Here is a 23,404-nt window from a genome sequence, read left to right as displayed (position 1 = left end):
TCCATGGGTGAGGCGACTTGAAAAGACGTTTTGCACTAGTGCATAATGCTGATTGTGCTAGGAGAATATCGGATCACCGGGCGCGGCGCAGCCGAGATCGCGGCCGAGGTCGAACGGGCCGTCGGCGCCGGACAGCTGCGGCCGGGCCAGACCCTGCCTCCCATGCGGGAGCTCGCGGCACAGCTGGGCGTGAATCCGAACACGGTCGCCGCCGCCTACCGCACCCTGCGCGAACGCGGGGTGATCGAGACGGCCGGCCGCCGGGGCAGCCGTGTCCGCTCCAAGCCGGCCACCACCGGCCGCGAGGAACTGCGCGTGGAGGTGCCGCCCGGGGGCCGTGACCTCTCCACGGGCAACCCCGACCCGGCCCTGCTGCCCCGCCTCGCCCCGGCCCTCGCGGCGGCGGCGCGGGAGGGCGACCGCCGGCCCGTCCTCTACGGTGACGACCCCGTCGACGCGGAGCTCGTCCGCCTCGCCCGTGCCGAACTCGACGCCGACGGCGTCCCCGGGGGCCCGCCGGCCGTGACCTCCGGCTCCCTCGACGCGATCGAACGCGTCCTTGCCGCGCACCTCAGGCCCGGCGACTCGGTCGCCGTCGAGGATCCCGGCTGGGGGAGCGCCCTGGACCTCGTCCCCGCCCTGGGCCTGCACCTGGCCCCCGTCGGCGTGGACGACGACGGGCCGCGCCCGGACGAGCTGCGCCGCGCCCTGGAGTCCGGGGCCCGCGCCCTGATCGTCACCGCCCGCGCCCAGAACCCGACCGGCGCCGCGGTGACCGCCACGCGCGCGCGTGCCCTGCGCGCGGTGCTGCGGGACCACCCGGAGACCCTGCTCATCGAGGACGACCACGGTCACGGCTTCGTCGACCTGCCCCTGCACCCCCTCGCGGGTGTCACCCGCCACTGGGCCTTCGTCCGCTCCGCCGCCAAGGCCTACGGCCCCGACCTGCGCCTCGCCGTCGTCACCGGCGACCCCGTCACCGTCGACCGGGTCCGGGGCCGCCAGCGCCTGGGCCCGGGGTGGGTGAGCCTGCTCCTGCAGCGGGCCGTGGCGCACCTGTGGGCGGGCGGCGCGGTGGACCGGGCGGCCGTGGCGCGGTCGTACGGCGCCCGCAGGGACGCCCTGGTCGAGGCGCTGGCGGAGCGCGGGGTCACCGCCCACGGCCGCAGCGGCCTGAACGTCTGGGTGCCGGTTCCCGACGAGACGGGCGCGGTGGCCCGGCTGGTGCAGGCAGGCTGGGCGGTCGCGCCGGGTGCCCGTTTCCGGCTCGCGTCACCGCAGGGCATCCGCGTCACGGTCTCGACGCTCGCACCGGAGGACATCACCCCGCTGGCCGACGCGGTGGCGGCGGCGGTCCGGCCGAGTCCGGCGCGCGTCTACGGCTGACGGCACCGGAGAAGGGGGGCGGAGAGGCGGCTCGACCGGCCACCACGGACCGTACGTCCCCCCGGTACCCCCGCCCCCTCAGACGCTCTTGCCGCGCACCTGGGTGAGCGCGGCCCCCGCGATGACGATCACCGCACCCACCGGCGTGGTCCACCGCAGGGACTCCCCGAGGATCGCCACCCCCGCGGCCGTGGCGATGACGGGAATGAAGTACGTGACCATCTGGGCGGTGGTGGGCCCGACCTCGGCGACCAGCCCGTACTGGATGAGCACGGCGAGCCCCGTCCCCAGGGCGCCCAGCGCGGCGACGGCCAGCAGCGGAACGAACGCGAAGTGCTCGGGAACGCCGGTGAACAGCGGCGTCACGACGGCCAGCTGCACCGTGGCCAGCAGCAGTTGCCCCCCGGTCATCGCCAGGTGCGAGTTCCCGGTGCCGGCCAGCGTCCGGCGGACGTAGATCCAGCCGACCGGGTAGCTCAGCGAGGCCAGCAGCGCCATCGCCGTGCCCGTGGCGTCCAGGCCGTGGAAGCCCTGCCACACCCCCAGCACGGTCAGCACGCCCAGGAAGCCGAGCGCCAGGCCGGCGACCCGGACCCGGGTGGGCCGGTCCTCGGACAGCGCGACCAGGGACAGGAGCATGCCCCACAGGGGGGAGGTGGCGTTGCAGATGCCGGCCAGCGTGGACGGGATCGTCAGTTCGGAGTAGGCGAAGAGGGAGAACGGCAGGGCGTTCAGCAGGAACGCGGCGACCGCCATGTGCCCCCACACCCGGGCCCCGCGCGGCAGCCGTTGCCGCTTCACGGCCATCGCCGCCATCAGCACCGCCGTGCCGAACACGAGCCGGCCGAGCGTGACCTGGAACGGCGCGTACCCGTCGGTCCCCACCTTGATCAACAGGAAGCTGAAGCCCCAGATCAGGGACAGTGCGCCGAAGCGGAGCCGCCAGTCCAGGCGGGCGCGGGGACGGGCCGGGGCGGAGGTGGAGGCGGTGGGCCGGGTTCGGGGCGGGGTGACCGTGCTCATGCGTTCCACGATGCCGGAGGCAACCTCGTAGGACAATCGAGACTTCCCTCCTGGTACCTCTTAGTATTGCTTACATGTTGAACTTGGAGCGCCTGCGCACCCTGGACGCACTGGCCCGGCACGGCTCGGTGAGCGCCGCCGCCGACGCGCTGCACGTCACCACGTCCGCGGTCTCGCAGCAGCTGGGCAAGCTGGAGCGGGAGGTCGGCCAGCAGCTCCTGGCCAAGAACGGCCGGGGGGTACGCCTCACGGACGCGGGCCGGCTGCTGTCGGAGCACGCGGCGCGGATCCTGTCGCAGGTCGAACTGGCCCAGTCCGACCTGGAGGCGCACCGTGGGCAGGTCGTCGGCGAACTCCGGCTCTCGGCGTTCCCGACCGCCGCGCGCGGCCTGTTCCCGGCCGCGCTCGGCGCGCTGCGCACCGAGCACCCGGGGCTGCGCGTGCGCTCCAGTGAGCTGGAGCCGGAGCAGGGCGTCGCCGGCGTCGTCCGCGGCGATCTCGACCTCGCGGTGGTCCTGGACTGGTACAACAAGCCGATGCCCGTGCCCGACGGCCTGGTCAAGGCGCCCCTGCTGGACGACCCGGCCGATGTCGCCATGCCCCTCGGGCACCGGCTCGCGGACCGGGACGAGGTGGACCTGACCGAGTTCGCCGAGGACGAGTGGATCACCTGGGGCGAGGGGGAGTTCTGCCACGAGTGGCTGCTGTTCACGCTGCGCTCCAAGGGCGTCGAGCCGATCATCGGCCACCGCGCCGGTGAGACCCACACCCAGCTCGGCCTCGTCGCGGCCGGTCTGGGTGTGTGCATCGCTCCGCTGCTGGGCCGGCATCCGGTGCCCGAGGGTGTGGTGCTGGTGCCGCTCAAGCAGCGTGTGCGCCGCCATGTGTACGTGATCTGGCGGGCGGACGCCGACCGCCGACCCTCCATCCGCGCCGCCGTGCAGGCCCTGCGCGAGACCGCCCGGAAACTCGGCTGAGACCAGCGGGGCGCCCTCGCGCGTCCGCCCGGTTCCGGAAGGGCTCCGGGACCGCTCCCGGCCGCCCGGCCCCGGAAGCCACCCGGCCCGCGCTCCTACCTCCCGCCCAGCTTCCGGAAGTCCCAGGACACGATCTTCTCCGGGGTCAGCCGGGCCCAGGCGTGGCGGCCGTCGTGCGGCATCTCGTCCAGGCCGAAGTTCTTGCGGGCGAACAGCGTCTCGGCCGTGTCGAGTTCCGCGCACAGTTCGCCCGTGCGCGGCACCTCGCCCACGAACTCCACCCGGCCGGACAGCTCGACCCCGCGCAACTGGTCGTACTCCTCCCCGGAGTCGACCACGACGGCCACCCGCCGATCGCGGCTCAGCTGCGCCCAGCGCCGGCTGCGCACCACCGAGTACAGCCACAGCGAGGCGCCGTCCCAGGCGAACCACAACGCGCTCACATGCGGTGTGCCGTCGGCCGAGACGGTCGCGACCCGGCAGGTGCGCTGGGTGGTGAGGAACTCATCCAGCTCGCCGCGCGTCATCATGATCTTCCGGCCCCGGCGCTGCTGCGTGACGGTCATGCGGCCCCCTCTTCATTCCACATCGTGTCCGGTGAACTCCTCTGCTGTGTTGATCCTCTGACATCGCGTCAGAAAAGGGAACCGTCCGGCTTCCGCCCGCGACCCGATGTGGCTACTCTCACCGCCCGGATTCCGGCGAAAGGGTGTGCCATGCCGTCGTACGAGCAGCTCGGCGACCTCCTCGATCCCGCGAGCACCGTCCTGCTCACCGTGGAGTGCCAGCAGGGCGTCGTCGGCCCCGACGGCGCCCTGCCCGAACTCGCCCGCGAGGCGCGCTCCTCCGGCGCCCTGCGTAACGTGGCCCGGCTGGTCGCCGCCGCCCACGAGGCCGGCGTGCAGGTGATCCACGCCGTCGCCGAGCGCCGCCCCGACGGCCGCGGCGCGAGCCGCAACGCCCGCCTGTTCCGGGCCGCCGAACGGCTCCCCGTGCGCCAGCTGACCGGCAGCGCGGCGGTGCGGGTCGCGCCCCCGATCGAGGTCGGCGCGGAGGACCTCGTCGTCCGGCGGCTGCACGGGCTGTCCCCGGTCCACGGCACCGACGTCGACGCCCTGCTGCGCAACCTCGGCTGCCGCACGCTGATCGTCACCGGGGTCTCGGCCAACGTCGCCGTGCCCAACGCGGTGTTCGACGCCGTCAACCTCGGCTACACCGCCGTCGTCCCGTCCGACGCCGTCGCCGGGGTGCCCGCCGACTACACCGCGGCGGTGATCCGCCACACCCTCGCGCTGGTCGCCACGGTCGCGACCACGGACGAGGTGCTGCGCTGCCTTAAACAGGCGTACGGACGGAGCTGAGCCGGCCTCAGGCCAGCTCGATCTCGTCACCGGAGACGCTGATCTTCTTCGCCGCCAGCGGCTGCGTCGCGGGCCCCTTCTTCACGCTGCCGTCCTCGGCCGAGAAGTGGCTGCCGTGGCACGGACAGACGATCACACCGTCCGCCACACTGCCCACCGCGCAGCCCTGGTGGGTGCACTTGGCCGAGAACGCCTTGTAGGTCCCCGCCGTCGGCTGGGTGACCACGACCCCCTGGTCCTTGAAGATCTTGCCGCCGCCCTCGGGGATGTCCGCGGTCCTGGCGAGCGCGGCACCCCCGGCGGAGCCGCCGCCTTCCTGTGCGGAGCCGGCCCCGGTGACGACGCTGTCGGAGGAGTCGTCGCCCGAACCGCAGGCGGTGAGCGCGGCGGCGAGCCCCGCCGCTCCCGCCGCCGCCATCACGGTACGGCGGGCCGGCCGGGTGGGGGCGCCTCCCTGTTCGGACGAAGTCGGGAGCGATGCGCTGGTCATGTGAGGCTTCCCTTCCGCGGAACTGCTCGTGGTCCGTCATGGGGTACGGCCACGGGACGGCGGCCGTTCAGACGGGCACCGGATCCTTGCCCCCGGGGCTGAGAGGGCCCTGTGCCACGGCTGTCCGCCGGCTGTCGGCCGGAGACCGGGCCGTCCCCCGGTCCCCAGTAACCTGGGGCGATGCTCAAGGAAGTCACCGCGACCCGCTACATCACGCCCCTGCGTGAGGGGGGCTCGCTGCCGGGGCTCGTCGAAGCCGACGACTTCGGGATGTACGTCATGAAGTTCCGGGCCGCGGGACAGGGCCGCAAGACCCTGGTCGCCGAGGTGGTGTGCGGCGAACTCGCTCGCCGCCTCGGATTCCGCATGCCCCGGCTGGTCACCGTCCGGCTGGACCCGGTCCTCGGGCTGGGCGAACCCGAGCAGCAGGTGCAGGACCTGCTCCGGGGCAGCGGCGGCACCAACCTCGGCATGGACTTCCTGTCCGGTGCCCTCGGCTACGACCCGCTCGCTTTCCCGGTGAGCCCCGGCGAGGCCGGACGGATCGTCTGGTTCGACGCGCTGATCAACAACGTCGACCGGTCCTGGCGCAACCCCAACCTCCTGCTGCACCGGGGCGAGCTGTGGCTCATCGACCACGGCGCCACGATGATCTGGCACCACAACTGGCCCTCCGCCGAAGCCTCGGCGGCCCGTCCCTACGACGCCTCGGACCACGCCCTCGCCCGGTTCGCCCCCGACCTCACGGCCGCCGCGGCCGAACTGGCGCCCCGGGTCACCGAGGACCTGCTCGCCGAGGTCACCGCCGAGATCCCGGACGCCTGGCTCGCCGACGAGCCCGGCTTCGGCACCCCGGACGACCTGCGCCGGGCCTACGCACGGCCACTGCTCGCGCGCGCGGCCGTCATCGCCGAGCGGATCACCGGCCTCGGCTCCGCAGCGGAGGAGGGCAAGTGAGCGAGCGGCACATCCACATGGCCGGCCACGTGACCGAGCGGCACATCACCCGGGCGGGCCAGGGCGGCGACCGGGAGGTGTTCGAGTACGCGCTGCTGCGGGTCGTACCCCGGGTGGAGCGCGGGGAGTGCATCAACGCGGGCGTGGTCGTGTACTGCCGTGCCCGGGCCTACGTCGGCGCCCGCACCCATCTGGACGAGGCCCGGCTGCTCGCCCTGGACCCGTCCGCCGACGTCGCCGGGGTGCGTGCCGCGCTCCGGGCGATCGAGCGGCACTGCGCGGGCGGCGAGGAGGCCGGGCAGGCGGCCGGGGACGACGCCGGGCGCCGTTACCGCTGGCTGATCGCGCCCCGTTCCACCGTGGTCCAGCCGGGACCCGTGCACACCGGCCTGACCGCCGACCCGGCCGCCGAGACGGAGCGGTTGCTGGACCTCCTGGTGAGGTAATGGATCACACCGGCCGGATGTGCCGTTGACACCGGGTGCCAGGGCTTCTAGCGTCTCGGGTGCTGAAGGTACTAAGCGGTCGCTCACCGCATGAAGGGGCCCTCTCCGAGGGCCCCCACAGGCCCTCTCGAGGGCCGACCAGTTCTCTCAAGGGCGAGGAGAAGCAATGTCCACCACTGAACAGCGGGTCGCGGTAGTCACCGGCGCGGCGCGCGGCATCGGCGCCGCGACGGCCGTACGGCTGGCAGCCGAGGGCCGCGCGGTCGCCGTGATCGACCTGGACGAGGCCGCCTGCAAGGACACCGTCGAGAAGATCACCGCCGCCGGCGGCAAGGCCATCGCGGTCGGCGCGGACGTCTCCGACGAGGCACAGGTCGAGGCGGCCGTCGCCCGGATCGCCGAGGAGCTGGGCGCCCCGACGATCCTGGTCAACAACGCGGGCGTGCTGCGCGACAACCTGCTGTTCAAGATGAGCGCCACCGACTGGGACACGGTCATGAACGTGCACCTGCGCGGCTCGTTCCTGATGACGAAGGCCGTCCAGAAGCACATGGTGGACGCGGGCTGGGGCCGGGTCGTCAACCTGTCCTCCTCCTCGGCGCTCGGCAACCGCGGCCAGGCCAACTACTCCGCCGCCAAGGCCGGTCTCCAGGGCTTCACCAAGACCCTCGCCATCGAGCTGGGCAAGTTCGGCGTCACCGCCAACGCCGTCGCCCCCGGCTTCATCGCCACCGAGATGACCAAGGCCACGGCCGACCGCGTCGGCATGGGCTTCGACGACTTCAAGAAGGCCGCCGCCACGCAGATCCCGGTGCAGCGCGTCGGTGAGCCGGAGGACATCGCCAACGCCGTCGCCTTCTTCACCGGCGAGGAGGCCGGCTTCGTCTCCGGCCAGGTGCTGTACGTCGCCGGCGGACCGCTCAACTAAGGGATTCAGGGGTAGCACGGACATGACTGAACTCCCGGAGCTCTCCGGCAAGGTCGCGATCGTCACGGGCGCGAGCCGCGGTATCGGCTACGGCGTCGCCGAGGCGCTGATCGCGCGCGGCGACCGCGTGTGCATCACCGGCCGCAACGAGGACGCCCTGAAGGAGGCCGTCGAGCAGCTCGGCGCCGAGCGGGTCATCGGCGTCGCCGGCAAGGCCCACGACGTCGACCACCAGAGCGAGGCCGTCGAGCGGACCATGGAGTCCTTCGGCCGGGTCGACTTCCTGGTCAACAACGCGGGCACCAACCCCGTGTTCGGCCCCATGGCGGACCTCGACCTGAACGTCGCCCGCAAGGTCTTCGAGACCAACGTGATCTCGGCCCTCGGCTTCGCCCAGCGGACCTGGCACGCCTGGCAGAAGGACAACGGCGGCGCGATCGTCAACATCGCCTCGGTCGCCGGTCTCGCGCCCTCGCCGTTCATCGGCGCGTACGGCGTGAGCAAGGCCGCGATGATCAACCTGACCCAGCAGCTGGCGCACGAGTTCGCGCCGAAGGTCCGGGTCAACGCGATCGCCCCGGCCGTGGTCAAGACCAAGTTCGCGCAGGCCCTGTACGAGGGCCGCGAGGAGGAGGCCGCGGCCGCCTACCCGCTCGCCCGGCTCGGTGTCCCCTCCGACATCGGCGGGGCCGCCGCCTTCCTCACCTCCACGCAGTCGGACTGGATCACCGGTCAGACGCTCGTCGTGGACGGCGGCATCTTCCTCAACGCGGGCGTGCACTGAGTCATCTTCCGGGCGCCGATTTTCGGACGGATCGGCGCCCGGGGAGCCCTCGGGACTCCGCAAAGCGGACTGACAACGTCGTCATCGCTGAAACGATCAAGAAGCCGTGCTGCAGGGGAGGTTCAGGGGCCCGGACGCTGCGGTATCGTCTGCCGACCCTTGGTATGGCAGATCGAGGAGCGTGCGCGTGTTCAACCGGAACCGATTCCTGCGGAGAGTCGCGGCGATCGCGTCCATATCGTTGGTTGCCGGATGCAGTCTGCTGTCCGACGGCGACCCCGACGACCAGGGTCCGATCGTCGTGGGCACCACCAGCGTGCCCAGCACGCTCGATCCGGCCGGCGCCTGGGACGGCTCCTGGGAGCTGTACCGGAACATCTTCCAGACGCTCCTCGCCTACCCGAACGGCGCCACCACCCCCCAGCCCGACGCCGCCCAGAGCTGCTCCTTCACCGACTCCACGAGCCGTACCTACCGCTGCAAGCTGCGCTCCGGCCTGAAGTTCGCCGACGGCGACCCGCTGACCGCCGAGGCCGTCCGGCACTCCATCGACCGCATCCGGACCATCGACGCCCCCGGCGGCCCCGCGGGACTGCTCGGCAGCCTCGACCGCGTGGAGACCACCGGCGACAGCGAGATCGTCTTCCACCTCAACCAGTCCGACGCCACCTTCCCGTTCGTGCTGGCGACCCCCGCCATGTCGATCGTCGACCCGGACGACTACCCGGCCGACTCCCTGCGCAAGGACACCGAGGTGCACGGCTCGGGGCCGTACAAGCTCCAGTCGTTCGAGGAGGACGACAAGGCCGTCCTGGTCCGCAACGACAACTACCGCGGCTTCGCCAAGCGGGAGAACGACGCGGTGACCATCCGCTACTTCAAGGACTCCGGCGGCATGGTCAAGGCGCTGCGGGACAAGCAGATCGACGTCACCTACCGCGGCCTCGCCGCCGACGACATCCTCGCCCTGCAGGAACACGACAGCGAGGACCTGCAACTGGTCGACGGAGCCGGGACCGACATCAGCTACCTGGTGTTCAACCCCAAGGACCCCTGGGCCAAGCAGCCCGCCGTGCGCAAGGCCGTCGCCCAGATCGTGGACCGGGGCGCGATCGCCCACAAGGTCTACAAGGACACGGTCGACCCGCTGTACTCGATGGTCCCCAAGGGCCTGACCGGCCACGCCACCGGCTTCTTCGACGACTACGGCGACCCGAGCGTCCCCAAGGCCCGCAAGATCCTCACCGACGCCGGCATCACCCAGCCCGTACCGCTCACCCTCTGGTACACCACCGACCGCTACGGCTCCGAGACGGCCCTGATGTTCCAGGAGCTCAAGCGGCAGCTGGACGGCTCCGGCCTGTTCACGGTCACCCTCAAGAGCCGGCCCTGGAAGAGTTATGTGGTCGGCTACCAGAAGGGCGAGTACCCGGTGTTCGGGCGCGGCTGGTTCCCGGACTTCCCCGACGCGGACAACTTCATCGCCCCGTTCGTCGGCGAGCACAACGCGCTCGGCACGCCGTACCCGGCCAAGGAGATCACCGGGCAGCTGCTGCCGCACTCGCGCGCGGAGAGCAACCGCGCCGAGACCGTCAAGGACATGGAGGCGGCCCAGCAGCACCTGGTGAACGACGCCCGGCTGATCCCGCTGTGGCAGGGCCGGCAGTTCGTGGCGGCCGACGACGACATCTCCGGCGGTGAGCAGGCCCTCGACCCGTCGACGATCATGATGATGTGGACGCTGCACCGCAAGACCAGCTGGTGAACCGCCCTCGAGGCTCCGGTTGTCAGTGGTCGCCTGTAGGTTCTGAAGCCTGGAAGTGACCGCACGCCGTAGTTGATTGACATCGTGAGGACGTAGACGTGACCGACATCGCCATGCTGCCCGAGTCCTGGCGCGGGGTTCTGGGTGACGAGCTGCAGCAGCCCTACTTCAAGGAGCTGACCGAGTTCGTCGAGGAGGAGCGGGCGAAGGGTCCCGTCTACCCGCCGCGCGAGGAGGTCTTCGCCGCGCTGGACGCGACGCCGTACGAGCGGGTGAAGGTCCTCGTCCTGGGCCAGGACCCCTACCACGGCGAGGGCCAGGGCCACGGCCTGTGCTTCTCGGTGCGGCCCGGGGTGAAGACCCCGCCCTCCCTCCGCAACATCTACAAGGAGATGCAGCAGGAGCTGGGCCTGCCCGTCCCGGACAACGGCTATCTGATGCCGTGGGCCGAGCAGGGCGTGCTGCTGCTGAACGCGGTCCTCACCGTCCGCGCCGGCGAGGCGAACTCGCACAAGGGCAAGGGCTGGGAGAAGTTCACCGACGCCGTGATCCGCGCGGTGGCCTCCCGCCCCGACCCGGCGGTCTTCGTCCTGTGGGGCAACTACGCACAGAAGAAGCTCCCGCTGATCGATGAGACCCGGCACGTGGTGGTCAAGGGTGCGCACCCGTCGCCGCTGTCCGCGAAGAAGTTCTTCGGCTCCCGCCCGTTCACGCAGATCAACGAGGCGATCGCCCTCCAGGGCCACGAGCCGGTCGACTGGCGCATCCCGAACCTGGGCTGACCGCCGCCCGGGCGCCGGGCCGCGGACGCCCCCGTGCCGTGTGCCGGGGCACGGCGCGCCGCGTGGAGGTGCCGGGCCGTGCCGGTGCGCGGTTCGGCCGCGCGGGTGCGACCGGCTGCTCCCGGCCCGCAGTTGAGCACCGTCCCACGGCGCGACGGCGCCGCCTGACCGGGAATACCCGCGGCGCCGGTTAGCGTCAGCAGCGGACCATCCCCGACGGCCCGGAGGGACACCGTGGCGGAGCGACAGGAGCAGGCGGCGCCGGACGCCGTGCTGACGCGGATCGGGCAGGTCGTGATGCTGCACCACGGCGGCGACCGCGAGGAGGCCCGCAGCCGCTTCCTGGACCTGTGGGTGGAGATCGGCGAGGACGGCGACCCGCTGCACCGCTGCACCCTGGCCCACTACCTGGCCGACACCCAGGACGACCCGGGTGACGAACTCGCCTGGGACCTGAGGGCGTTGTCGGCGGCCGAGGAACTGGCCGGCGGCCGCGCGGACGGCGACCCGGCCAGCGTCCAGGGATTCTTCCCGTCGCTGCACCTCAACCTGGCCGCCGACTACGTCAAGCTCGGCCGTGCCGAGGCCGCCCGCAGCCATCTGCGCCGCGCCCGCAGCGCCGCGGGCTCCCTGGCCGACGACGGCTACGGCGAGGGGGTCCGGTCCGCGATCAGCCGGCTGGCGCTGCGGCTCGGCGAGGAGGGCACTCCGGGTGCCGACGGCTGGGGCCCGCCCCGGCAGCGGTGACACTGCGGGGCCGTGGCCCCGGGGGAGGCGGGGCGCCGGTGTCCGGCGGGCGGGCCGGGGCGCGCAGGGTGCGCGGCCATCCTCAGCGCCTCGACGGCCGGTGCCTGCACCACCCGGGGCTCCGCGCCGCCGTCCGGACGGGGCGCGGCCGGCCGCGCGGACACGGTGTCCCGGGGCGGCCCCGGAGCCGCCGGGTGCCGCTCCGTCGCGCAGCCGGAGAGGGCCGAGACGGCCACGGTGACCAGAAGCGCTGCGGTGGTCGTCGTTCGATGCACCCGCGCAACTCTGCTGGGTCGGGTACCCGCCTGGACACCAGGGAGCCGAACGCGATGCCCCGCACGGGTGATCGCGTACCCCGTGGGGGGGATTCCGCCGTGCCGGGGCTGACGTTCAGTCGCCGGTGGTGCCGTCGACCCGCTCGCGGACCAGGTCGGCGTGCCCGTTGTGCCGGGCGTACTCCTCGATCATGTGGGTGTAGATCCAGCGGAGGTTGAAGGGCTCCCCGGTGGACCGGCTCTTGCCCAGGGAGAGGTCGTCGAGCCCGCGACCGGCCGTGTGGCGCCGGGCCGCGTCGACCTGCGCCTGCCAGGTGGCGTACGTCTCCTCCCAGGTGTCCTCGTCCGTGACACGGAAATCGCCGTCCGGGTCGTCCTCGGTGCAGTAGAGGACGCCCGGGTCCTCGCCCAGCAGCACCTCGTGGAACCAGAACCGCTCCACCTCCGCCAGGTGCCGCACCAGACCCAGCAGGGTCAGCTCGGAGGGCGCCACGGACGGGGTCCGCAGCTGGGCGTCGGTCAGCCCTTCGCACTTCCAGACGAGCGTCTGGCGGTGGTAGTCGAGCCAGCCCTCCAGCATGGTGCGTTCGTCGGCCTGGGTGGCGGGCTCTTCCCGCTTGATCGTCATGCACGCATCATGACCGAGTACGAAGGTGATGGCCAGCAAGTTTCAGGGCCGGAGCATTCCCGTCAGCAGTTCCCGCAGCCCGGCCCTGATCTCCGCCAGGCCCGGCTCCCGCGCGCTGAAGGAACCGGCCGCGCAGGAGAACATGAGCCCGTCCGCCCAGGCGGCCACGGAGAGCACATGGCGGGCCGGGTCGGGTGAGCCCGCGGCCGTGAGCAGCGCGGAGAGCTGTTCCTGGAAGACGGCGCCGGTGCGGTCGTAGAAGGCACGCAGGCCGGGCCGGCGGGTGGCCTCCAGGGCCAGTTCGTACCGGGCGATCAGCAGCTCGCGATCGCGGGTCAGGGAGCGGTGGACCGCGAGCGCCAGCCCCTCCGCCAGGGCGTCGACCCCGCCGCTCGGGTCCGGCATCTCCTCCAGCGCCAGCACCCGGGCCTCCCGCTCGGCGTGCCGGCGCACCGCGAGTTCCAGCAGCGCCTCCCGGGTGCGCGCCACGTTCGACGTCGACCCCGAGGGCAGTCCGGCCGCCTCGTCCACCGCCCGGTGGGTGAGCCCGCGCATGCCGCGTTCGGCGAGCAGGGCGAGGGCGGCGTCGGCGACGAGAGCGGCGCGGGAGGTGCCGGGGGCGCTCGGGCTGTACGGGGTGCTGGAGGTGCTCCGGCTGTCTGCGGACATGAACCGACCCTACCCAGCGCACTACAGCCGTAGTAAGGTCGCATGCACTACAGGTGTAGTCGAGGAGGGGTCATGACTCGTACGGCGCGCGCGATCGTCATCGGCGGCGGCATCGGGGGGCTGGCCGCGGCGGCCGCCCTGCACCAACGGGGCTGGGCCGTGACCGTGCTGGAGCGGGCGCCCGCCCTGGACCCCGTCGGCACGGCCATCTCACTCGCCCCGAACGCCCTGCGCGCCCTGGACGTCCTCGGCGTCGGCGACGAGATCCGTGACCTGGCCGCCTGGCAGGGCGACGGAGGCCTGCGCACCCCGGGCGGCCGCTGGCTGTCCCACTCCAGCGCCGAGGCCGCCGCCGCCCGCTTCGGCGGCCCCCTGGTCCTGCTGCCCCGGGCCACCCTCGTCGACCGGCTCGCCGCCCTCCTCCCGCCCGGTGCCGTCCGCACCGCGGCGAAGGCGGCCCTCGCCGACCCCGGCGACCCGGCCCGGCCCGCCCGCGTGAGCGTCGGCACGGACGAGCTGGAGGCCGAGCTGGTGGTCGGCGCGGACGGCGTCAGCTCACGGGTCCGGGCAGCTCTCTTCCCCACCCACCCCGGGCCGGTGTACGCCGGTTTCACCACCTGGCGGGTGCTGATCCCGGTACCCGGCGCCGAGTTCGCCTCCCACGAGACCTGGGGCCGCGGCCGCATCTGGGGCACCCACCCCCTCAAGGACGGCCGGGTCTACGCCTACGCGGCGGCCAGGGTCCCGGCCGGGGAACGCGCCCCGGACGACGAGAAGGCCGAACTCCTGCGCCGCTACGGCGACTGGCACGACCCCGTCCCCGCCGTGCTCGCCGCCGCCCGCCCCGAGGACGTGCTCCGGCACGACGTCCACCACCTCGCCCGGCCCCTGCCCGCCTACCACTCGGGCCGCACCGTGCTCCTCGGCGACGCCGCCCACGCCATGCCGCCGACCCTCGGCCAGGGTGGCAACCAGGCCGTCGAGGACGCGATCGTCCTGGCCCACCACGGCGCGGACCTGCCCGCCTACACCGCCGACCGCCTCCCGCGGACCACCGCAATCGCCCGCAAAGCCGTCCGGGTCGCCCGCCTCGGCATGGCCGGCGGCCGGGCCGCCGTGGCCGTACGGAACACGGCCGTCGCGGCCCTCTCGACGGCCGGCCCCGCCCTCTTCCTGAGGGGCTTCGACGGCATCGCCGACTGGCGGCCGCCGTATGCTTCCGGCAGACGACACGCAGGCCAGCGGTAGAGGAGAGCACGTGAAGGTCGGCTGCATCGGACTCGGCGACATCGCGCAGAAGGCGTACCTGCCGGTGCTGGGAGCGCAGCCCGGGCTCGACCTGCATCTGCAGACCCGCACACCCGCCACCCTGGACCGGGTCGGGGACATGCTGCACCTGCCCCGGGAGCGGCGGCACACCACCCTGGACTCGCTGCTCGCCGCCGGCCTGGACGCGGCCTTCGTGCACGCGCCCACCACCGTCCACCCCGAGATCGTCACCCGGCTGCTGGAGGCCGGCGTCCCGACGTACGTGGACAAGCCGCTCGCCTACGAACTCGCCGAGTCGGAGCGGCTGGTCGCCCTCGCCGAGCGGCGCGGCGTCTCGCTGTCCGTCGGCTTCAACCGCCGGTACGCCCCCGGGTACACGCAGTGCCTGGACCACCCGCGCGAGCTGATCCTCATGCAGAAGAACCGGGTCGGGCTGCCCGAGGAGCCGCGCTCGATGATCCTCGACGACTTCATCCACGTCGTCGACACCCTGCGGTTCCTGGTGCCGGGCCCGGTCGACGACATCACCGTCCGCGCCCGCGCCGAGGACGGGCTGCTCCACCACCTCGTGCTCCAGCTCGGCGGGGACGGCTTCACCGCCCTCGGTGTGATGAACCGGCTCAGCGGATCCAGCGAGGAGATCCTGGAGGTGTCCGGGCAGGACAGCAAGCGTCAGGTGGTCAATCTCGCCGAGGTGATCGACCACAAGGGGCAGCCGACCGTGCGCCGCCGCGGCGACTGGGTGCCGGTGGCCCGCCAGCGCGGCATCGAGCAGGCGGTCCTCGCCTTCCTCGACGCCGTGCGCGCCGGGACGGTGCTCAGCGCCAGGGACGCGCTGGCCACCCATGAACTGTGCGAGCGGGTGGTGCGAGCGGTTCAGGAGCGCTCCGGCGCAGCCTGAGCGCCCGCACCCCCTCGCTCATGCCCAGCGCGGTCAGCACCAGCAGCGCGCCGTGCACCGGCCAGTCGCCGTAGCGGACGTACGGGGTGACGCCGTGCGCGAGCGGTACGTCGTACACCTGCGCGGTGCCGGCGTCGGTGCCGAGCCACGGGCCGAGGCGTGCCCCGTCCGGGCCGTACACCGCCGACACGCCCGTGAGGGTGGCGTGGACCATCGGGCGGCCGGTCTCGGCGGCGCGCAGCGCGGCCAGCGAGGCATGCTGCTCCGGCGCCCAGCTCTGCTGGAAGGAGGAGGTGGAGGACTGGCCGAGGAGGATGTCCGCGCCGTTCCCGGCGAGGTGGCGGCTCATGTCGGGGAACGCGGTCTCGAAACAGATCAGCGGCCCGACCCGCAGTCCGTGGCCGACGTTCATCACCGTCTGGTCGGTGCCGCGCCGCCGGTCCTCGCCTGCGGCCCGGCCCACCGACGTCGCCCAGCCGAACAGCGAACGGGCCGGTATGTACTCGCCGAACGGGACCAGCCGCATCTTGTCGTACCGGGCACCGGTCGGGCCGTCCGGGCCGACCAGTACGGAACTCTTGAATATGCCGGGCCGGTCGGAGCGGCGGGCGTCCACGTTCACCAGCACGTCGGCGCCGGTCGCGCGGGACAGTGAGGTCAACCGCCGGGCCAGGTCGGGGCGGTCGTCCAGATCGAAGCCGACGCTGGACTCGCCCCACACGACCAGGTCGACGCCCTGCCCGGCGAGCCGCCGGGTGAGCCGCTCCTCCAGGTCGAACCGCCTGTCGCCGCTGTCCTGCCCCGCCACCACCCCCGGCTGCACGACGGCCACCCGCACCCGTCCGTCGACGTCCGGGCGCGGCGCCCACGCCCACGCGGCCGAGGTCGCGGCGGCCGTGGCGACCAGCGAGGCCAGGGCCGGCAGGCGTGCCTCGCGCACCGATATCAGCGTGGCCGCCGCCACGTTGACGGCCACCACCAGGAAGCTGAGCAGCCACACCCCGCCCACCGACGCCAGCCGCAGCGCCGGGCCCACCTGCCACTGGCTGGCGCCCAGCATGCCCCACGGTCCGCCGAGGCCCTGCCAGGACCGGACCAGCTCCACCGCCAGCCAGGCCGACGGCAGCACCAGCAGTGCGGCGGCGCCCCGGGCCGGTGACGGCACCCCGCCGAGCAGCCGGCGCACCAGCAGGCCCCAGGGCGCCCAGAGCAGGCCGAGGAGCGCGGCGATCAGGAAGATGAACACGTGCAGGCTCGGCAGCAGCCAGTGGTGGACGGCCAGCAGGAAGCCGAAGCCGCCGCACCAGCCGTCGTACGCGGCCCGCCGCGCGGTCGGCGCCGAGCGGGCCAGCAGCAGCCAGGGCACCAGTGCGACGTACGCGAACCACCACAGAGCGGGGGCCGGGAACGCGAGCACGGGAAGGGCTCCCGCGAGGGCGGCGGCGCCCGAGCGGCGCCAGGGGGAGGTCAGCCAGTGGTCGATCGTCCTCATAAGGACCCTCCCTACCCAGCTGTGGTTCCAGTGTGCGTCGGGGACGGTATCGATGCGTCCCGGAGCCGTGGGCGGGTGCGGCCGGGAGGCCGGGGCGGGTCCGTGGCCGCAGACTTGGCCCGGCCGGCCGGCCGGGCCGGGTGCGGTCGGTCGCGTCGTTACCGGTGCTCTTCGAGGGAAGCCGGGCTCGCGTCGCTCATGGCGTGCCGGACTCGCCCGTGGGCAGGCGGCGCCACTTCTCCTGTACGACGACCTCGCGCAGGCGCCAGCCGTCGGCGGTCCGCAGCACGCCGAAGTCGTACCGGCCGCCGCACACGAGGTCCGGGGCGGCGGAGCCGTCGGGGCCGGCGAAGCGCATGGGATTGAGATAGTCGGCGCGCACCCGGGCGGTGTCCCCGGTGTCGTGATCCAGGGCCCCGAACCGCACCTGACGGTTGACGATCAGATGCTGCCGCATGGCGAACAGGGCCAGGCTCTCGGCGAGCCAGGCGGCGACCCGCTCCGCGTCGCCCTCGATGCCGCCCGCCGATCGGTAGTCGGCCCGCCCGCCCGCCGTGAACAGCTCCCGGTACGCCGCCCAGTCACCGTCGTCCACCGCCACGGCGTACGCGGTGATCAGGTCGTTCACGGCCAGCCGGTCCATCACGGTCGCGAGCTCCGCACGCTGCGTCATCGGCACAGTGTTGGGCATTCGGGGCCCGGAGCCAAGAGGCGCGCCGGATATTCGGCGGTGACCGCGTCAGCCGTGATCACTGATGTGGAAAATCCGGTCCAGGTGGTGGTGCGGGATCTCGGCGGCCGCCTCGGGGCTGCGCTGCCCGACGAGGACGCTGGTGCCGAGTCCCGCCGACACGGCGAGCAGGCCGACCGACTCGAACCGCGGGGCGGCACCGGGGCGCAGCAGGCGCGTGTCCCCGGCCTGCCGGAGGAGCCCGGCACGGCGCCCGTTCGGGCCGTCCGGGATGCCGGTCGCCGCGGAAGGGCCGACTGTGGGATGGGCCGGTTCCGCGTCGCCGGCCGTCGTCATCGCCACGCCGCGTGGCCGGCGGGCCGGCCTCATCCACGCTGGAGCTACTGATGAGCCCATCCGTGACCCGTCTGGCTGTCGTCTGCGACTCGCCGCTGCTGCAGCTCGGTCTCACGCAGGCCGTCGACAGCCAACCCGACATGGAGATCACGACGTTCGCCGCGCGTGTCGACGAGCTGTCCGGCACGGTGCACGACGCCGATGTCGTCCTTCTCGTCGACCTGCGAGCCCGCGACCAGGTGGTCGCCCGCCAAGTGGCGAGGCTGAACGGTCAGGGGCGCGCCGTCGTCGTGGTGTCGGCGGCGGACGAACAGTCCGACGCCGTCCTGTGCATCAAGGCCGGTGCGCGTGGATATCTGAGCCGGCAGACCACGGCTTCGGAACTGCTGACCGCCATCCGTGCGGTCGCCGCCGGAAGAGACTACTTCGGGGCGAGTCTCGCCGGCCGGAGCATCCCCGCACCGCCTCCGCACATCACCAGCCGAGAGAGGCAGATCTTACGGTTCGTGGTCAGCGGGGCGACGGATCGTGAAATCGCCGCGCAATTGAAGATCACCGAGAACACGGTTCATACACACCTGGAACGGCTGCGCAGGAAGTGCGGCTCACGGCGCAGGGCCGAACTTACCCGATTCGCCCTCGAGAACGGGATCACCGACGACGGTCCCACGGAGTTATCGAGGTTCACGAGCCTGTGTTCGGGTGTATGTCGTTGAGGCTGTTGACGATGATGACGGCCGGTGGCTGCGCGGGCGTCGGTACCTGAATGAGGATGGGGACGTAGACGATCTGCCCGTGCCGGTACTCCGCTTTCGCTGAAAGGCGGTAGCAGACGGGTGCCTCGGGGTTTTTCACCGTGGCATAGCACCGGAGTGTCAAATTCGCGCCGGGGGCGACGGTCCCCTCACTCGCTGACGCGCCCCATGCGCCGGCCATGAGGCCGGCGGTGGCGGTGGCCGCGAGAACGGCACCCCGCAAGATTGCCTTGACCACTGTCTTCGCTCCCCTCCGCCGCGCTGATCGGCACCTCGCCGAGGAGACCTCCGCGGGGTGCCGACCTTGCTGGAGCCCTTCAGGTATCAGCCCTGCGTGCCGCCTTGGGTGTTGCCGCCGCCGCCACCCTGGGTGCCGCCTTGGGTGTTGCCGCCGCCGCCACCTTGCGTGCCGCCTTGGGTGTTGCCGGTTCCGCCACCTTGCGTGCCGCCTTGGGTGTTGCCGCCGCCGCCCTGGGTCCCGCCTTGGGTGTTGCCGCCGCCGCCACCTTGCGTGCCGCCTTGGGTGTTGCCGGTTCCGCCACCTTGCGTGCCGCCTTGGGTGTTGCCGGTTCCGCCACCCTGGGTCCCGCCCTGGGTGTTGCCGCCGCCGCCACCCTGCGTGCCGCCTTGGGTGTTGCCGCCGCCGCCACCTTGCGTGCCGCCTTGGGTGTTGCCGGTTCCGCCACCCTGGGTCCCGCCCTGGGTGTTGCCGCCGCCGCCACCCTGGGTCCCGCCCTGGGTGTTGCCGCCGCCGCCACCCTGCGTGCCGCCCTGGGTGTTGCCCGGCTTGGTGTTCTTGTTGGGCTTTGTGTTGCAGTTGTGCTTGCACGGCTTTTCCGGGAGCAGGTGATGAGCCTGCGTCGTACCAGTGCCGGTGCGCGCCTGAGCGATGGAAACTGTGTCGTTCGGTGTAGCCGCCGCCGAGGCGGGAGTCCCGATGGAGACGATGCCCCCCACCATTGCCGCCGACGCTATCGCTGTCGCTATCTGCTGCTTCTGGCGATTCCGCACGAGCTTGTCCCTTCCTCCCGCACGATTCTCTCCCGCACGATGCGTAAAATTCCGCATGCAATGATTCGATGCGACGGAAAGCTGAATGCCATTTACCGCGGTTGCGGAGGCCCGGCTTTCGGGCCGCCGATCGCCGGTCATCCAGGTTTCCGAGGCTCCGCCGGATTCCGCCGACTCTCCGGTCGTTTCGCGGAGAACTTCGAAAGGTCACTCCACGCGTCGGGGTTCGACCCGAGTCGTGGGAAAAGGGATGGCGCTCGTCGCACATCATCCAGTTGAACTCTCGAAGCAAGCGCAATATACGCAACGGGCCGTGTTCAATCCTCCTCTCGCCCTGTGGTGGCGTCAACTCAAGGCGGAATTGAAGAGATTCGGCACCGGCCCCTGTAGTCAGAACTGACTACAGCAGCTCAGGTGAATTGTCGCCAAATGACGAGGTCATTGCGGTGGGCGTTGCCTTCGGCGGTGACGGCAGGCCGTGCCGTTGTGGTCAGAACTGCCTACACGGGCGCCGGTGGCGGACCGGGGCGGACCGTCGGCGCGTCAGGCCGCTTCGATGACCCGGCCGCGGATCGCCGCGGCCCACTCGATCACCAACAGCTCGTACTCCGCGCGTTCCTGGGCGGACAGGGTGCCGCCCGCGCGCAGCCACAGCGCCCGGATCTGCTCGTTCACCTCGGCAGCAGACCGCACGGAACCAGGGGGCGGGGAATCGGGGGACATGCGCAACAGCCTAGGGGCAGCAGCTGACCGTGCGCTACCGCGTGGCTACGCAGAAGGTATGGGGTTGGTCACCGCCACCGCGCCGCCGCACGTTCGTATCCGCGAAATGACCGGCGCCCACCGGGTGTTGACCAGGTCGTGGGCGGCCGGCCGGTGCGCGGAAGATGTCCGAAACCGGGGCGGTGCGGCGGCCCGTCAGCCCGACTCCGCCGCGTGCGGGCTCAGGACGCCCGCGGAGACCAGCGCGATGATCACGATGCCGAGAGCGACGCGGTACCACACGAACGGCATGAAGCTCTTGTTGGAGATCCACTTCATGAACCACGCGATCACCGCGTAGCCCGAGACGAACGCGATCACCGTCGCGAACAGGGTCGGCCCCCATGCCACATGGCCCTCGCTCAGCGAGTCCTTCACCTCGAAGGCGCCGGAGGCGAGGACGGCCGGAATGGCGAGCAGGAAGGAGTAGCGGGCCGCGGCCTCGCGCCGGTAGCCCATGAACAGGCCGCCGCTGATGGTCGCGCCGGAGCGGGAGACGCCGGGGATGAGGGCACAGGCCTGGCACAGGCCGAAGATCAGGCCGTCCTTGACGCTGAGATTCTCCAGGGTCTTGCGCTGCTTGGGCGCCCGGTGCCGGCCTCCGGTCTCGTCGCGGGCCGCCATGCGGTCGGCGATGCCGATGACCACGCCCACGACCACGAGCATGGTGGCGGTGACCCGCAGATCGCGGAACGGCCCCTCGATCTGGTCCTTCAGGGTCACGCCCAGCACGCCGATCGGGATGGAGCCGACGATCACCAGCCAGCCCATCTGCGCGTCGTGGTTGTGCCGCATCGTCTTGTCGAACAGCGAGCGGAACCAGGACGAGATGATCCGGCCGATGTCCTTGCGGAAGTAGATGAGGACGGCGGCCTCCGTGCCGATCTGCGTGATCGCGGTGAAGGCGGCGCCGGGGTCCTTCCAGCCGGAGAACGCCGCGGTCAGCCGCAGATGCGCGCTGGAGGAGACGGGCAGGAACTCGGTCAGCCCCTGGACGAGTCCGAGGACGAGGGATTCAAACCAAGACATGGAGGTATGGCGTCCAAGTGCTGGGGAGAAATGGTGATCATGTGACGAGGGCAGCGTAGCGGGCCCCGGTGGCAGCCGGGAAACAGGGGCCGGACAGCCCGCCCGGGCGCTCGCCCACCCCTCCGGCGGCCCGCCGGCCCCCCGCCCGGCCCGTCGGCCCGCTCAGGCGGCCGTCGGACCGGTGACGGTCCAGCCCGGGGCCTGAGGGTAGGCGGTCAGGTCCTCGTGGCGTACGGGCTTGCCGCAGGCCCGGCAGGTGACCACCGGCACCAGTTCGTCGCCGCAGACGTGCTCGACGGCCATCGGCAGGTCGGTGCCCTTGCGCAGGTGGCGGTCGCCCCAGTCCTTCAGCGTCATCAGGACCGGCTCCAGCTCCAGTCCCGCCTGCGTGGGCCGGTACTCGAAGCGCTGGGGGCGCTCGCTGTACATGCGCTTGGTGAGGATGCCGGCCTCGACGAGCCTGCGCAGCCGGGTGGCCAGGATGTCGCGCGGGGCGCCGATGTTGCGCACGAGCTGGTCGAAGCGGCCGTTGCCCAGGCATACCTCGCGCAGGACGAGCAGGGAGTACTTCTCGCCGACCAGCGCGAGGGCGTCGGCGATCGAGCAGGGGCGCGGATCTTTCGTGGCGGCCATGCGCCTCAGTCTAGGGGAGGATTTGATTTTCCAACCTTCAGCGTTATCGTGAGTCCGGATTTCCTACTCACCGGTAGCTCCCCAGGGGTAGCCGCAGCTCCCCACGGGCAGCCAGGGCGGCCAAGGAGGCCCGCACCATGCGAGACGCAGTCATCGTCGAAGCCGTACGCACCCCCATCGGCAAGGGCAGGCCGAACGGCTCCCTCGCCCACGTCCACCCCGTGCAGCTCCTCGCGCACACCCTGCGCACCCTGGTCGAGCGCTCCGGCGTCGACCCCGCGCTGATCGACGACGTGATCGGCGGCACCGTCGACCAGGTCGGCGAGCAGGCCATGAACACCACCCGCTACGCCGTCCTCGCCGCCGGCTTCCCCGAGTCGGTCCCGGCGACCACCGTGGACCGCCAGTGCGGTTCCTCCCAGCAGGCCGTGCACTTCGCCGCGCAGGGAGTGCTGTCCGGCGCCTATGACCTCGTCGTCGCCTGTGGCGTGGAGTCGATGAGCCGGGTGCCGATGTGGTCCAACGTGCCGGCGGGCAAGGACCCGTTCGGGCCGGGCATCGCCGAGCGCTATCCGGAGGGCCTGGTGCCGCAGGGGATCAGCGCCGAACTCATCGCCGCCAAGTGGTCCCTCACCCGCGCGCGGATGGACGAGTTCGCCGTCTCCTCCCACCACAAGGCCGCCGCGGCGTGGCAGGCGGGCCTCTTCGACGCCGAGGTCGCTCCGCTGGACGGCGTCGCCCGTGACGAGTGCGTACGGCCCGGCAGCACCCCGGAGATCCTCGCCGGCCTCAAGCCCGCGTACCACGACCCCGCTTTCGCCGAGCGCTTCCCGCAGATCGAGTGGAACGTCACCGCGGGCAACGCGAGCCCGGTCAACGACGGCGCCTCCGCCGTGCTGATCACCTCCAGTGAGACGGCGGCCCGCCTCGGCCTGCGCCCGCTGGCCCGGCTGCACAGCTTCGCCGTGACCGGCTCCGACCCGCTGCTGATGCTCACCGGCGTCGTCCCGGCCACCGAGAAGGTGCTGCGCCGGGCGGGTCTGGACCTGGCCGACATCGACCTGTTCGAGGTCAACGAGGCCTTCTCCAGCGTGGTGCTCGCCTGGCAGCAGGAGACCGGCGCCGACCTCGCCAAGGTCAACGTGCACGGCGGGGCGATCGCGCTCGGCCACCCGCTCGGCGCGAGCGGCACCCGGCTGACCACGACCCTGGTCCACGCGATGCGCGAACGCGGCGCCCGCTACGCCCTGCAGACCATGTGCGAGGCGGGCGGACTCGCCAACGCGATGATCCTGGAAGGGGTCTGA

At 72.2% G+C, this 23,404-nt stretch carries 27 protein-coding genes; 14 read left to right on the top strand and 13 right to left on the bottom strand.

Going from position 1 to position 23,404, the window contains the following annotated elements; all coding sequences use genetic code 11:
* The first annotated feature begins 54 nt into the window (after positions 1-54).
* Entirely contained in the window at positions 55-1,386 is a 1,332-nt protein-coding gene (locus tag FHS34_RS08400) for an aminotransferase class I/II-fold pyridoxal phosphate-dependent enzyme (RefSeq protein WP_184962747.1), read from the top strand.
* 78 nt (positions 1,387-1,464) lie between these two features.
* Here FHS34_RS08400 and FHS34_RS08395 read toward each other — a convergent pair whose 3' ends face one another.
* A complete protein-coding gene (locus tag FHS34_RS08395; RefSeq protein WP_184962744.1) occupies positions 1,465-2,409 on the bottom strand; it encodes a DMT family transporter in 945 nt (314 codons plus the stop codon).
* A 74-nt stretch (positions 2,410-2,483) separates the two neighbouring features.
* Between FHS34_RS08395 and FHS34_RS08390 the strand changes: the two genes are divergently transcribed.
* On the top strand, positions 2,484-3,386 hold the full coding sequence (locus FHS34_RS08390; protein ID WP_184962742.1) for a LysR family transcriptional regulator: 903 nt from the start codon (positions 2,484-2,486) through the stop codon (positions 3,384-3,386).
* 95 nt (positions 3,387-3,481) lie between these two features.
* On the opposite strand, the gene FHS34_RS08385 is transcribed toward FHS34_RS08390, so the two are convergent.
* Positions 3,482-3,952 (bottom strand): pyridoxamine 5'-phosphate oxidase family protein, encoded by a 471-nt coding sequence (locus FHS34_RS08385; protein WP_184962741.1) that lies wholly within the window; start codon positions 3,950-3,952, stop codon positions 3,482-3,484.
* Positions 3,953-4,102: 150 nt separating this feature from the next.
* On the opposite strand from FHS34_RS08385, the gene FHS34_RS08380 reads away from it, so the two are divergent.
* Positions 4,103-4,747, top strand: a complete 645-nt coding sequence (locus tag FHS34_RS08380) for a cysteine hydrolase family protein (protein WP_184962739.1) — start codon at positions 4,103-4,105, stop codon at positions 4,745-4,747.
* Between the two features lie 7 nt (positions 4,748-4,754).
* Here the strand turns inward: FHS34_RS08380 and FHS34_RS08375 are convergent, their stop codons facing one another.
* A complete protein-coding gene (locus tag FHS34_RS08375; RefSeq protein ID WP_184962737.1) occupies positions 4,755-5,237 on the bottom strand; it encodes a Rieske (2Fe-2S) protein in 483 nt (160 codons plus the stop codon).
* Between the two features lie 180 nt (positions 5,238-5,417).
* Between FHS34_RS08375 and FHS34_RS08370 the strand changes: the two genes are divergently transcribed.
* From FHS34_RS08370 to FHS34_RS08340, 7 genes are all read left to right on the top strand, one after another.
* A complete protein-coding gene (locus tag FHS34_RS08370; protein ID WP_184962735.1) occupies positions 5,418-6,194 on the top strand; it encodes a HipA family kinase in 777 nt (258 codons plus the stop codon).
* Positions 6,191-6,640, top strand: coding sequence for a DUF3037 domain-containing protein (locus FHS34_RS08365; RefSeq protein ID WP_225817696.1), 450 nt, complete (start codon positions 6,191-6,193; stop codon positions 6,638-6,640). The genes FHS34_RS08370 and FHS34_RS08365 overlap by 4 nt, the downstream gene beginning before the upstream one ends.
* 166 nt (positions 6,641-6,806) lie before the next feature.
* Entirely contained in the window at positions 6,807-7,568 is a 762-nt protein-coding gene (gene fabG / locus FHS34_RS08360) for a 3-oxoacyl-ACP reductase FabG (protein ID WP_184962732.1), read from the top strand.
* Positions 7,569-7,590: 22 nt separating this feature from the next.
* Entirely contained in the window at positions 7,591-8,352 is a 762-nt protein-coding gene (locus tag FHS34_RS08355; RefSeq protein ID WP_184962730.1) for an SDR family oxidoreductase, read from the top strand.
* Positions 8,353-8,539: 187 nt separating this feature from the next.
* Positions 8,540-10,117 (top strand): ABC transporter substrate-binding protein, encoded by a 1,578-nt coding sequence (locus tag FHS34_RS08350; protein WP_184962728.1) that lies wholly within the window; start codon positions 8,540-8,542, stop codon positions 10,115-10,117.
* 98 nt (positions 10,118-10,215) lie between these two features.
* A complete protein-coding gene (ung, locus tag FHS34_RS08345) occupies positions 10,216-10,899 on the top strand; it encodes a uracil-DNA glycosylase (protein WP_184962726.1) in 684 nt (227 codons plus the stop codon).
* 234 nt (positions 10,900-11,133) lie between these two features.
* On the top strand, positions 11,134-11,646 hold the full coding sequence (locus FHS34_RS08340; RefSeq protein ID WP_184962724.1) for a tetratricopeptide repeat protein: 513 nt from the start codon (positions 11,134-11,136) through the stop codon (positions 11,644-11,646).
* A 390-nt stretch (positions 11,647-12,036) separates the two neighbouring features.
* Here FHS34_RS08340 and FHS34_RS08335 read toward each other — a convergent pair whose 3' ends face one another.
* The gene (locus FHS34_RS08335) at positions 12,037-12,549 is read right to left on the bottom strand and encodes a DinB family protein (protein ID WP_184962722.1); all 513 of its coding nucleotides are present in this window, start codon (positions 12,547-12,549) and stop codon (positions 12,037-12,039) included.
* 42 nt (positions 12,550-12,591) lie between these two features.
* A complete protein-coding gene (locus tag FHS34_RS08330) occupies positions 12,592-13,218 on the bottom strand; it encodes a TetR/AcrR family transcriptional regulator (protein ID WP_184962720.1) in 627 nt (208 codons plus the stop codon).
* Positions 13,219-13,290: 72 nt separating this feature from the next.
* Here FHS34_RS08330 and FHS34_RS08325 point away from each other — a divergent pair, with 72 nt between their 5' ends.
* Together FHS34_RS08325 and FHS34_RS08320 are read left to right on the top strand one after the other, a co-directional pair.
* Positions 13,291-14,466, top strand: coding sequence for an FAD-dependent monooxygenase (locus FHS34_RS08325; RefSeq protein ID WP_184962718.1), 1,176 nt, complete (start codon positions 13,291-13,293; stop codon positions 14,464-14,466).
* A gap of 10 nt (positions 14,467-14,476) precedes the next feature.
* Positions 14,477-15,388: a Gfo/Idh/MocA family protein gene (locus tag FHS34_RS08320; RefSeq protein ID WP_184962716.1), complete on the top strand. Its 912-nt coding sequence runs from the start codon at positions 14,477-14,479 to the stop codon at positions 15,386-15,388.
* On the opposite strand, the gene lnt is transcribed toward FHS34_RS08320, so the two are convergent.
* From lnt to FHS34_RS08305, 3 genes are all read right to left on the bottom strand, one after another.
* Positions 15,306-16,880, bottom strand: coding sequence for an apolipoprotein N-acyltransferase (lnt, locus tag FHS34_RS08315; RefSeq protein WP_184962714.1), 1,575 nt, complete (start codon positions 16,878-16,880; stop codon positions 15,306-15,308). The genes FHS34_RS08320 and lnt overlap by 83 nt on opposite strands.
* A gap of 196 nt (positions 16,881-17,076) precedes the next feature.
* Positions 17,077-17,553 carry a nuclear transport factor 2 family protein gene (locus tag FHS34_RS08310; RefSeq protein WP_184962712.1) on the bottom strand — a complete coding sequence of 159 codons (477 nt, stop codon included), beginning with the start codon at positions 17,551-17,553 and terminating at the stop codon, positions 17,077-17,079.
* A gap of 66 nt (positions 17,554-17,619) precedes the next feature.
* Complete coding sequence (locus tag FHS34_RS08305; protein WP_184962710.1) at positions 17,620-17,907, bottom strand: hypothetical protein; 288 nt, start codon at positions 17,905-17,907, stop codon at positions 17,620-17,622.
* Between the two features lie 11 nt (positions 17,908-17,918).
* On the opposite strand from FHS34_RS08305, the gene FHS34_RS08300 reads away from it, so the two are divergent.
* The gene (locus tag FHS34_RS08300) at positions 17,919-18,623 is read left to right on the top strand and encodes a LuxR C-terminal-related transcriptional regulator (RefSeq protein WP_184962708.1); all 705 of its coding nucleotides are present in this window, start codon (positions 17,919-17,921) and stop codon (positions 18,621-18,623) included.
* Here FHS34_RS08300 and FHS34_RS08295 read toward each other — a convergent pair.
* The 5 genes from FHS34_RS08295 to FHS34_RS08275 all read right to left on the bottom strand — a co-directional run bounded on the left by FHS34_RS08295 (position 18,592) and on the right by FHS34_RS08275 (position 22,097).
* Positions 18,592-18,900 carry a hypothetical protein gene (locus tag FHS34_RS08295; protein ID WP_184962706.1) on the bottom strand — a complete coding sequence of 103 codons (309 nt, stop codon included), beginning with the start codon at positions 18,898-18,900 and terminating at the stop codon, positions 18,592-18,594. The genes FHS34_RS08300 and FHS34_RS08295 overlap by 32 nt on opposite strands.
* Positions 18,901-18,986: 86 nt before the next feature.
* Positions 18,987-19,814 (bottom strand): hypothetical protein, encoded by an 828-nt coding sequence (locus tag FHS34_RS08290; protein ID WP_221508621.1) that lies wholly within the window; start codon positions 19,812-19,814, stop codon positions 18,987-18,989.
* A gap of 402 nt (positions 19,815-20,216) precedes the next feature.
* Positions 20,217-20,396, bottom strand: a complete 180-nt coding sequence (locus FHS34_RS08285) for a hypothetical protein (RefSeq protein WP_184962702.1) — start codon at positions 20,394-20,396, stop codon at positions 20,217-20,219.
* 195 nt (positions 20,397-20,591) lie between these two features.
* Positions 20,592-21,464, bottom strand: a complete 873-nt coding sequence (locus FHS34_RS08280; protein ID WP_184962700.1) for an undecaprenyl-diphosphate phosphatase — start codon at positions 21,462-21,464, stop codon at positions 20,592-20,594.
* 162 nt (positions 21,465-21,626) lie between these two features.
* Positions 21,627-22,097 (bottom strand): winged helix-turn-helix transcriptional regulator, encoded by a 471-nt coding sequence (locus FHS34_RS08275; RefSeq protein WP_184962698.1) that lies wholly within the window; start codon positions 22,095-22,097, stop codon positions 21,627-21,629.
* A 137-nt stretch (positions 22,098-22,234) separates the two neighbouring features.
* On the opposite strand from FHS34_RS08275, the gene FHS34_RS08270 reads away from it, so the two are divergent.
* On the top strand, positions 22,235-23,404 hold the full coding sequence (locus FHS34_RS08270; RefSeq protein ID WP_184962696.1) for a thiolase family protein: 1,170 nt from the start codon (positions 22,235-22,237) through the stop codon (positions 23,402-23,404).

Source organism: Streptomyces echinatus (assembly GCF_014203595.1).
Classification (GTDB): domain Bacteria; phylum Actinomycetota; class Actinomycetes; order Streptomycetales; family Streptomycetaceae; genus Streptomyces; species Streptomyces echinatus.
The sequence above is the reverse complement of the archived record's forward strand: the minus strand, read 5'-3'. Positions and strand labels throughout refer to the sequence as shown.

Coding starts and splice junctions, on each gene's coding strand:
- FHS34_RS08395 (WP_184962744.1), bottom strand. CDS start 2,409: ATGAGCACGGTCACCCCGCCCCGAACCCGGCCCACCGCCTCCACCTCC.
- FHS34_RS08390 (WP_184962742.1), top strand. CDS start 2,484: ATGTTGAACTTGGAGCGCCTGCGCACCCTGGACGCACTGGCCCGGCAC.
- FHS34_RS08385 (WP_184962741.1), bottom strand. CDS start 3,952: ATGACCGTCACGCAGCAGCGCCGGGGCCGGAAGATCATGATGACGCGC.
- FHS34_RS08380 (WP_184962739.1), top strand. CDS start 4,103: ATGCCGTCGTACGAGCAGCTCGGCGACCTCCTCGATCCCGCGAGCACC.
- FHS34_RS08375 (WP_184962737.1), bottom strand. CDS start 5,237: ATGACCAGCGCATCGCTCCCGACTTCGTCCGAACAGGGAGGCGCCCCC.
- FHS34_RS08370 (WP_184962735.1), top strand. CDS start 5,418: ATGCTCAAGGAAGTCACCGCGACCCGCTACATCACGCCCCTGCGTGAG.
- fabG (WP_184962732.1), top strand. CDS start 6,807: ATGTCCACCACTGAACAGCGGGTCGCGGTAGTCACCGGCGCGGCGCGC.
- FHS34_RS08355 (WP_184962730.1), top strand. CDS start 7,591: ATGACTGAACTCCCGGAGCTCTCCGGCAAGGTCGCGATCGTCACGGGC.
- FHS34_RS08335 (WP_184962722.1), bottom strand. CDS start 12,549: ATGACGATCAAGCGGGAAGAGCCCGCCACCCAGGCCGACGAACGCACC.
- FHS34_RS08330 (WP_184962720.1), bottom strand. CDS start 13,218: ATGTCCGCAGACAGCCGGAGCACCTCCAGCACCCCGTACAGCCCGAGC.
- FHS34_RS08325 (WP_184962718.1), top strand. CDS start 13,291: ATGACTCGTACGGCGCGCGCGATCGTCATCGGCGGCGGCATCGGGGGG.
- lnt (WP_184962714.1), bottom strand. CDS start 16,880: ATGAGGACGATCGACCACTGGCTGACCTCCCCCTGGCGCCGCTCGGGC.
- FHS34_RS08310 (WP_184962712.1), bottom strand. CDS start 17,553: ATGACGCAGCGTGCGGAGCTCGCGACCGTGATGGACCGGCTGGCCGTG.
- FHS34_RS08305 (WP_184962710.1), bottom strand. CDS start 17,907: ATGACGACGGCCGGCGACGCGGAACCGGCCCATCCCACAGTCGGCCCT.
- FHS34_RS08290 (WP_221508621.1), bottom strand. CDS start 19,814: ATGACCGGCGATCGGCGGCCCGAAAGCCGGGCCTCCGCAACCGCGGTA.
- FHS34_RS08285 (WP_184962702.1), bottom strand. CDS start 20,396: ATGTCCCCCGATTCCCCGCCCCCTGGTTCCGTGCGGTCTGCTGCCGAG.
- FHS34_RS08280 (WP_184962700.1), bottom strand. CDS start 21,464: ATGTCTTGGTTTGAATCCCTCGTCCTCGGACTCGTCCAGGGGCTGACC.
- FHS34_RS08275 (WP_184962698.1), bottom strand. CDS start 22,097: ATGGCCGCCACGAAAGATCCGCGCCCCTGCTCGATCGCCGACGCCCTC.
- FHS34_RS08270 (WP_184962696.1), top strand. CDS start 22,235: ATGCGAGACGCAGTCATCGTCGAAGCCGTACGCACCCCCATCGGCAAG.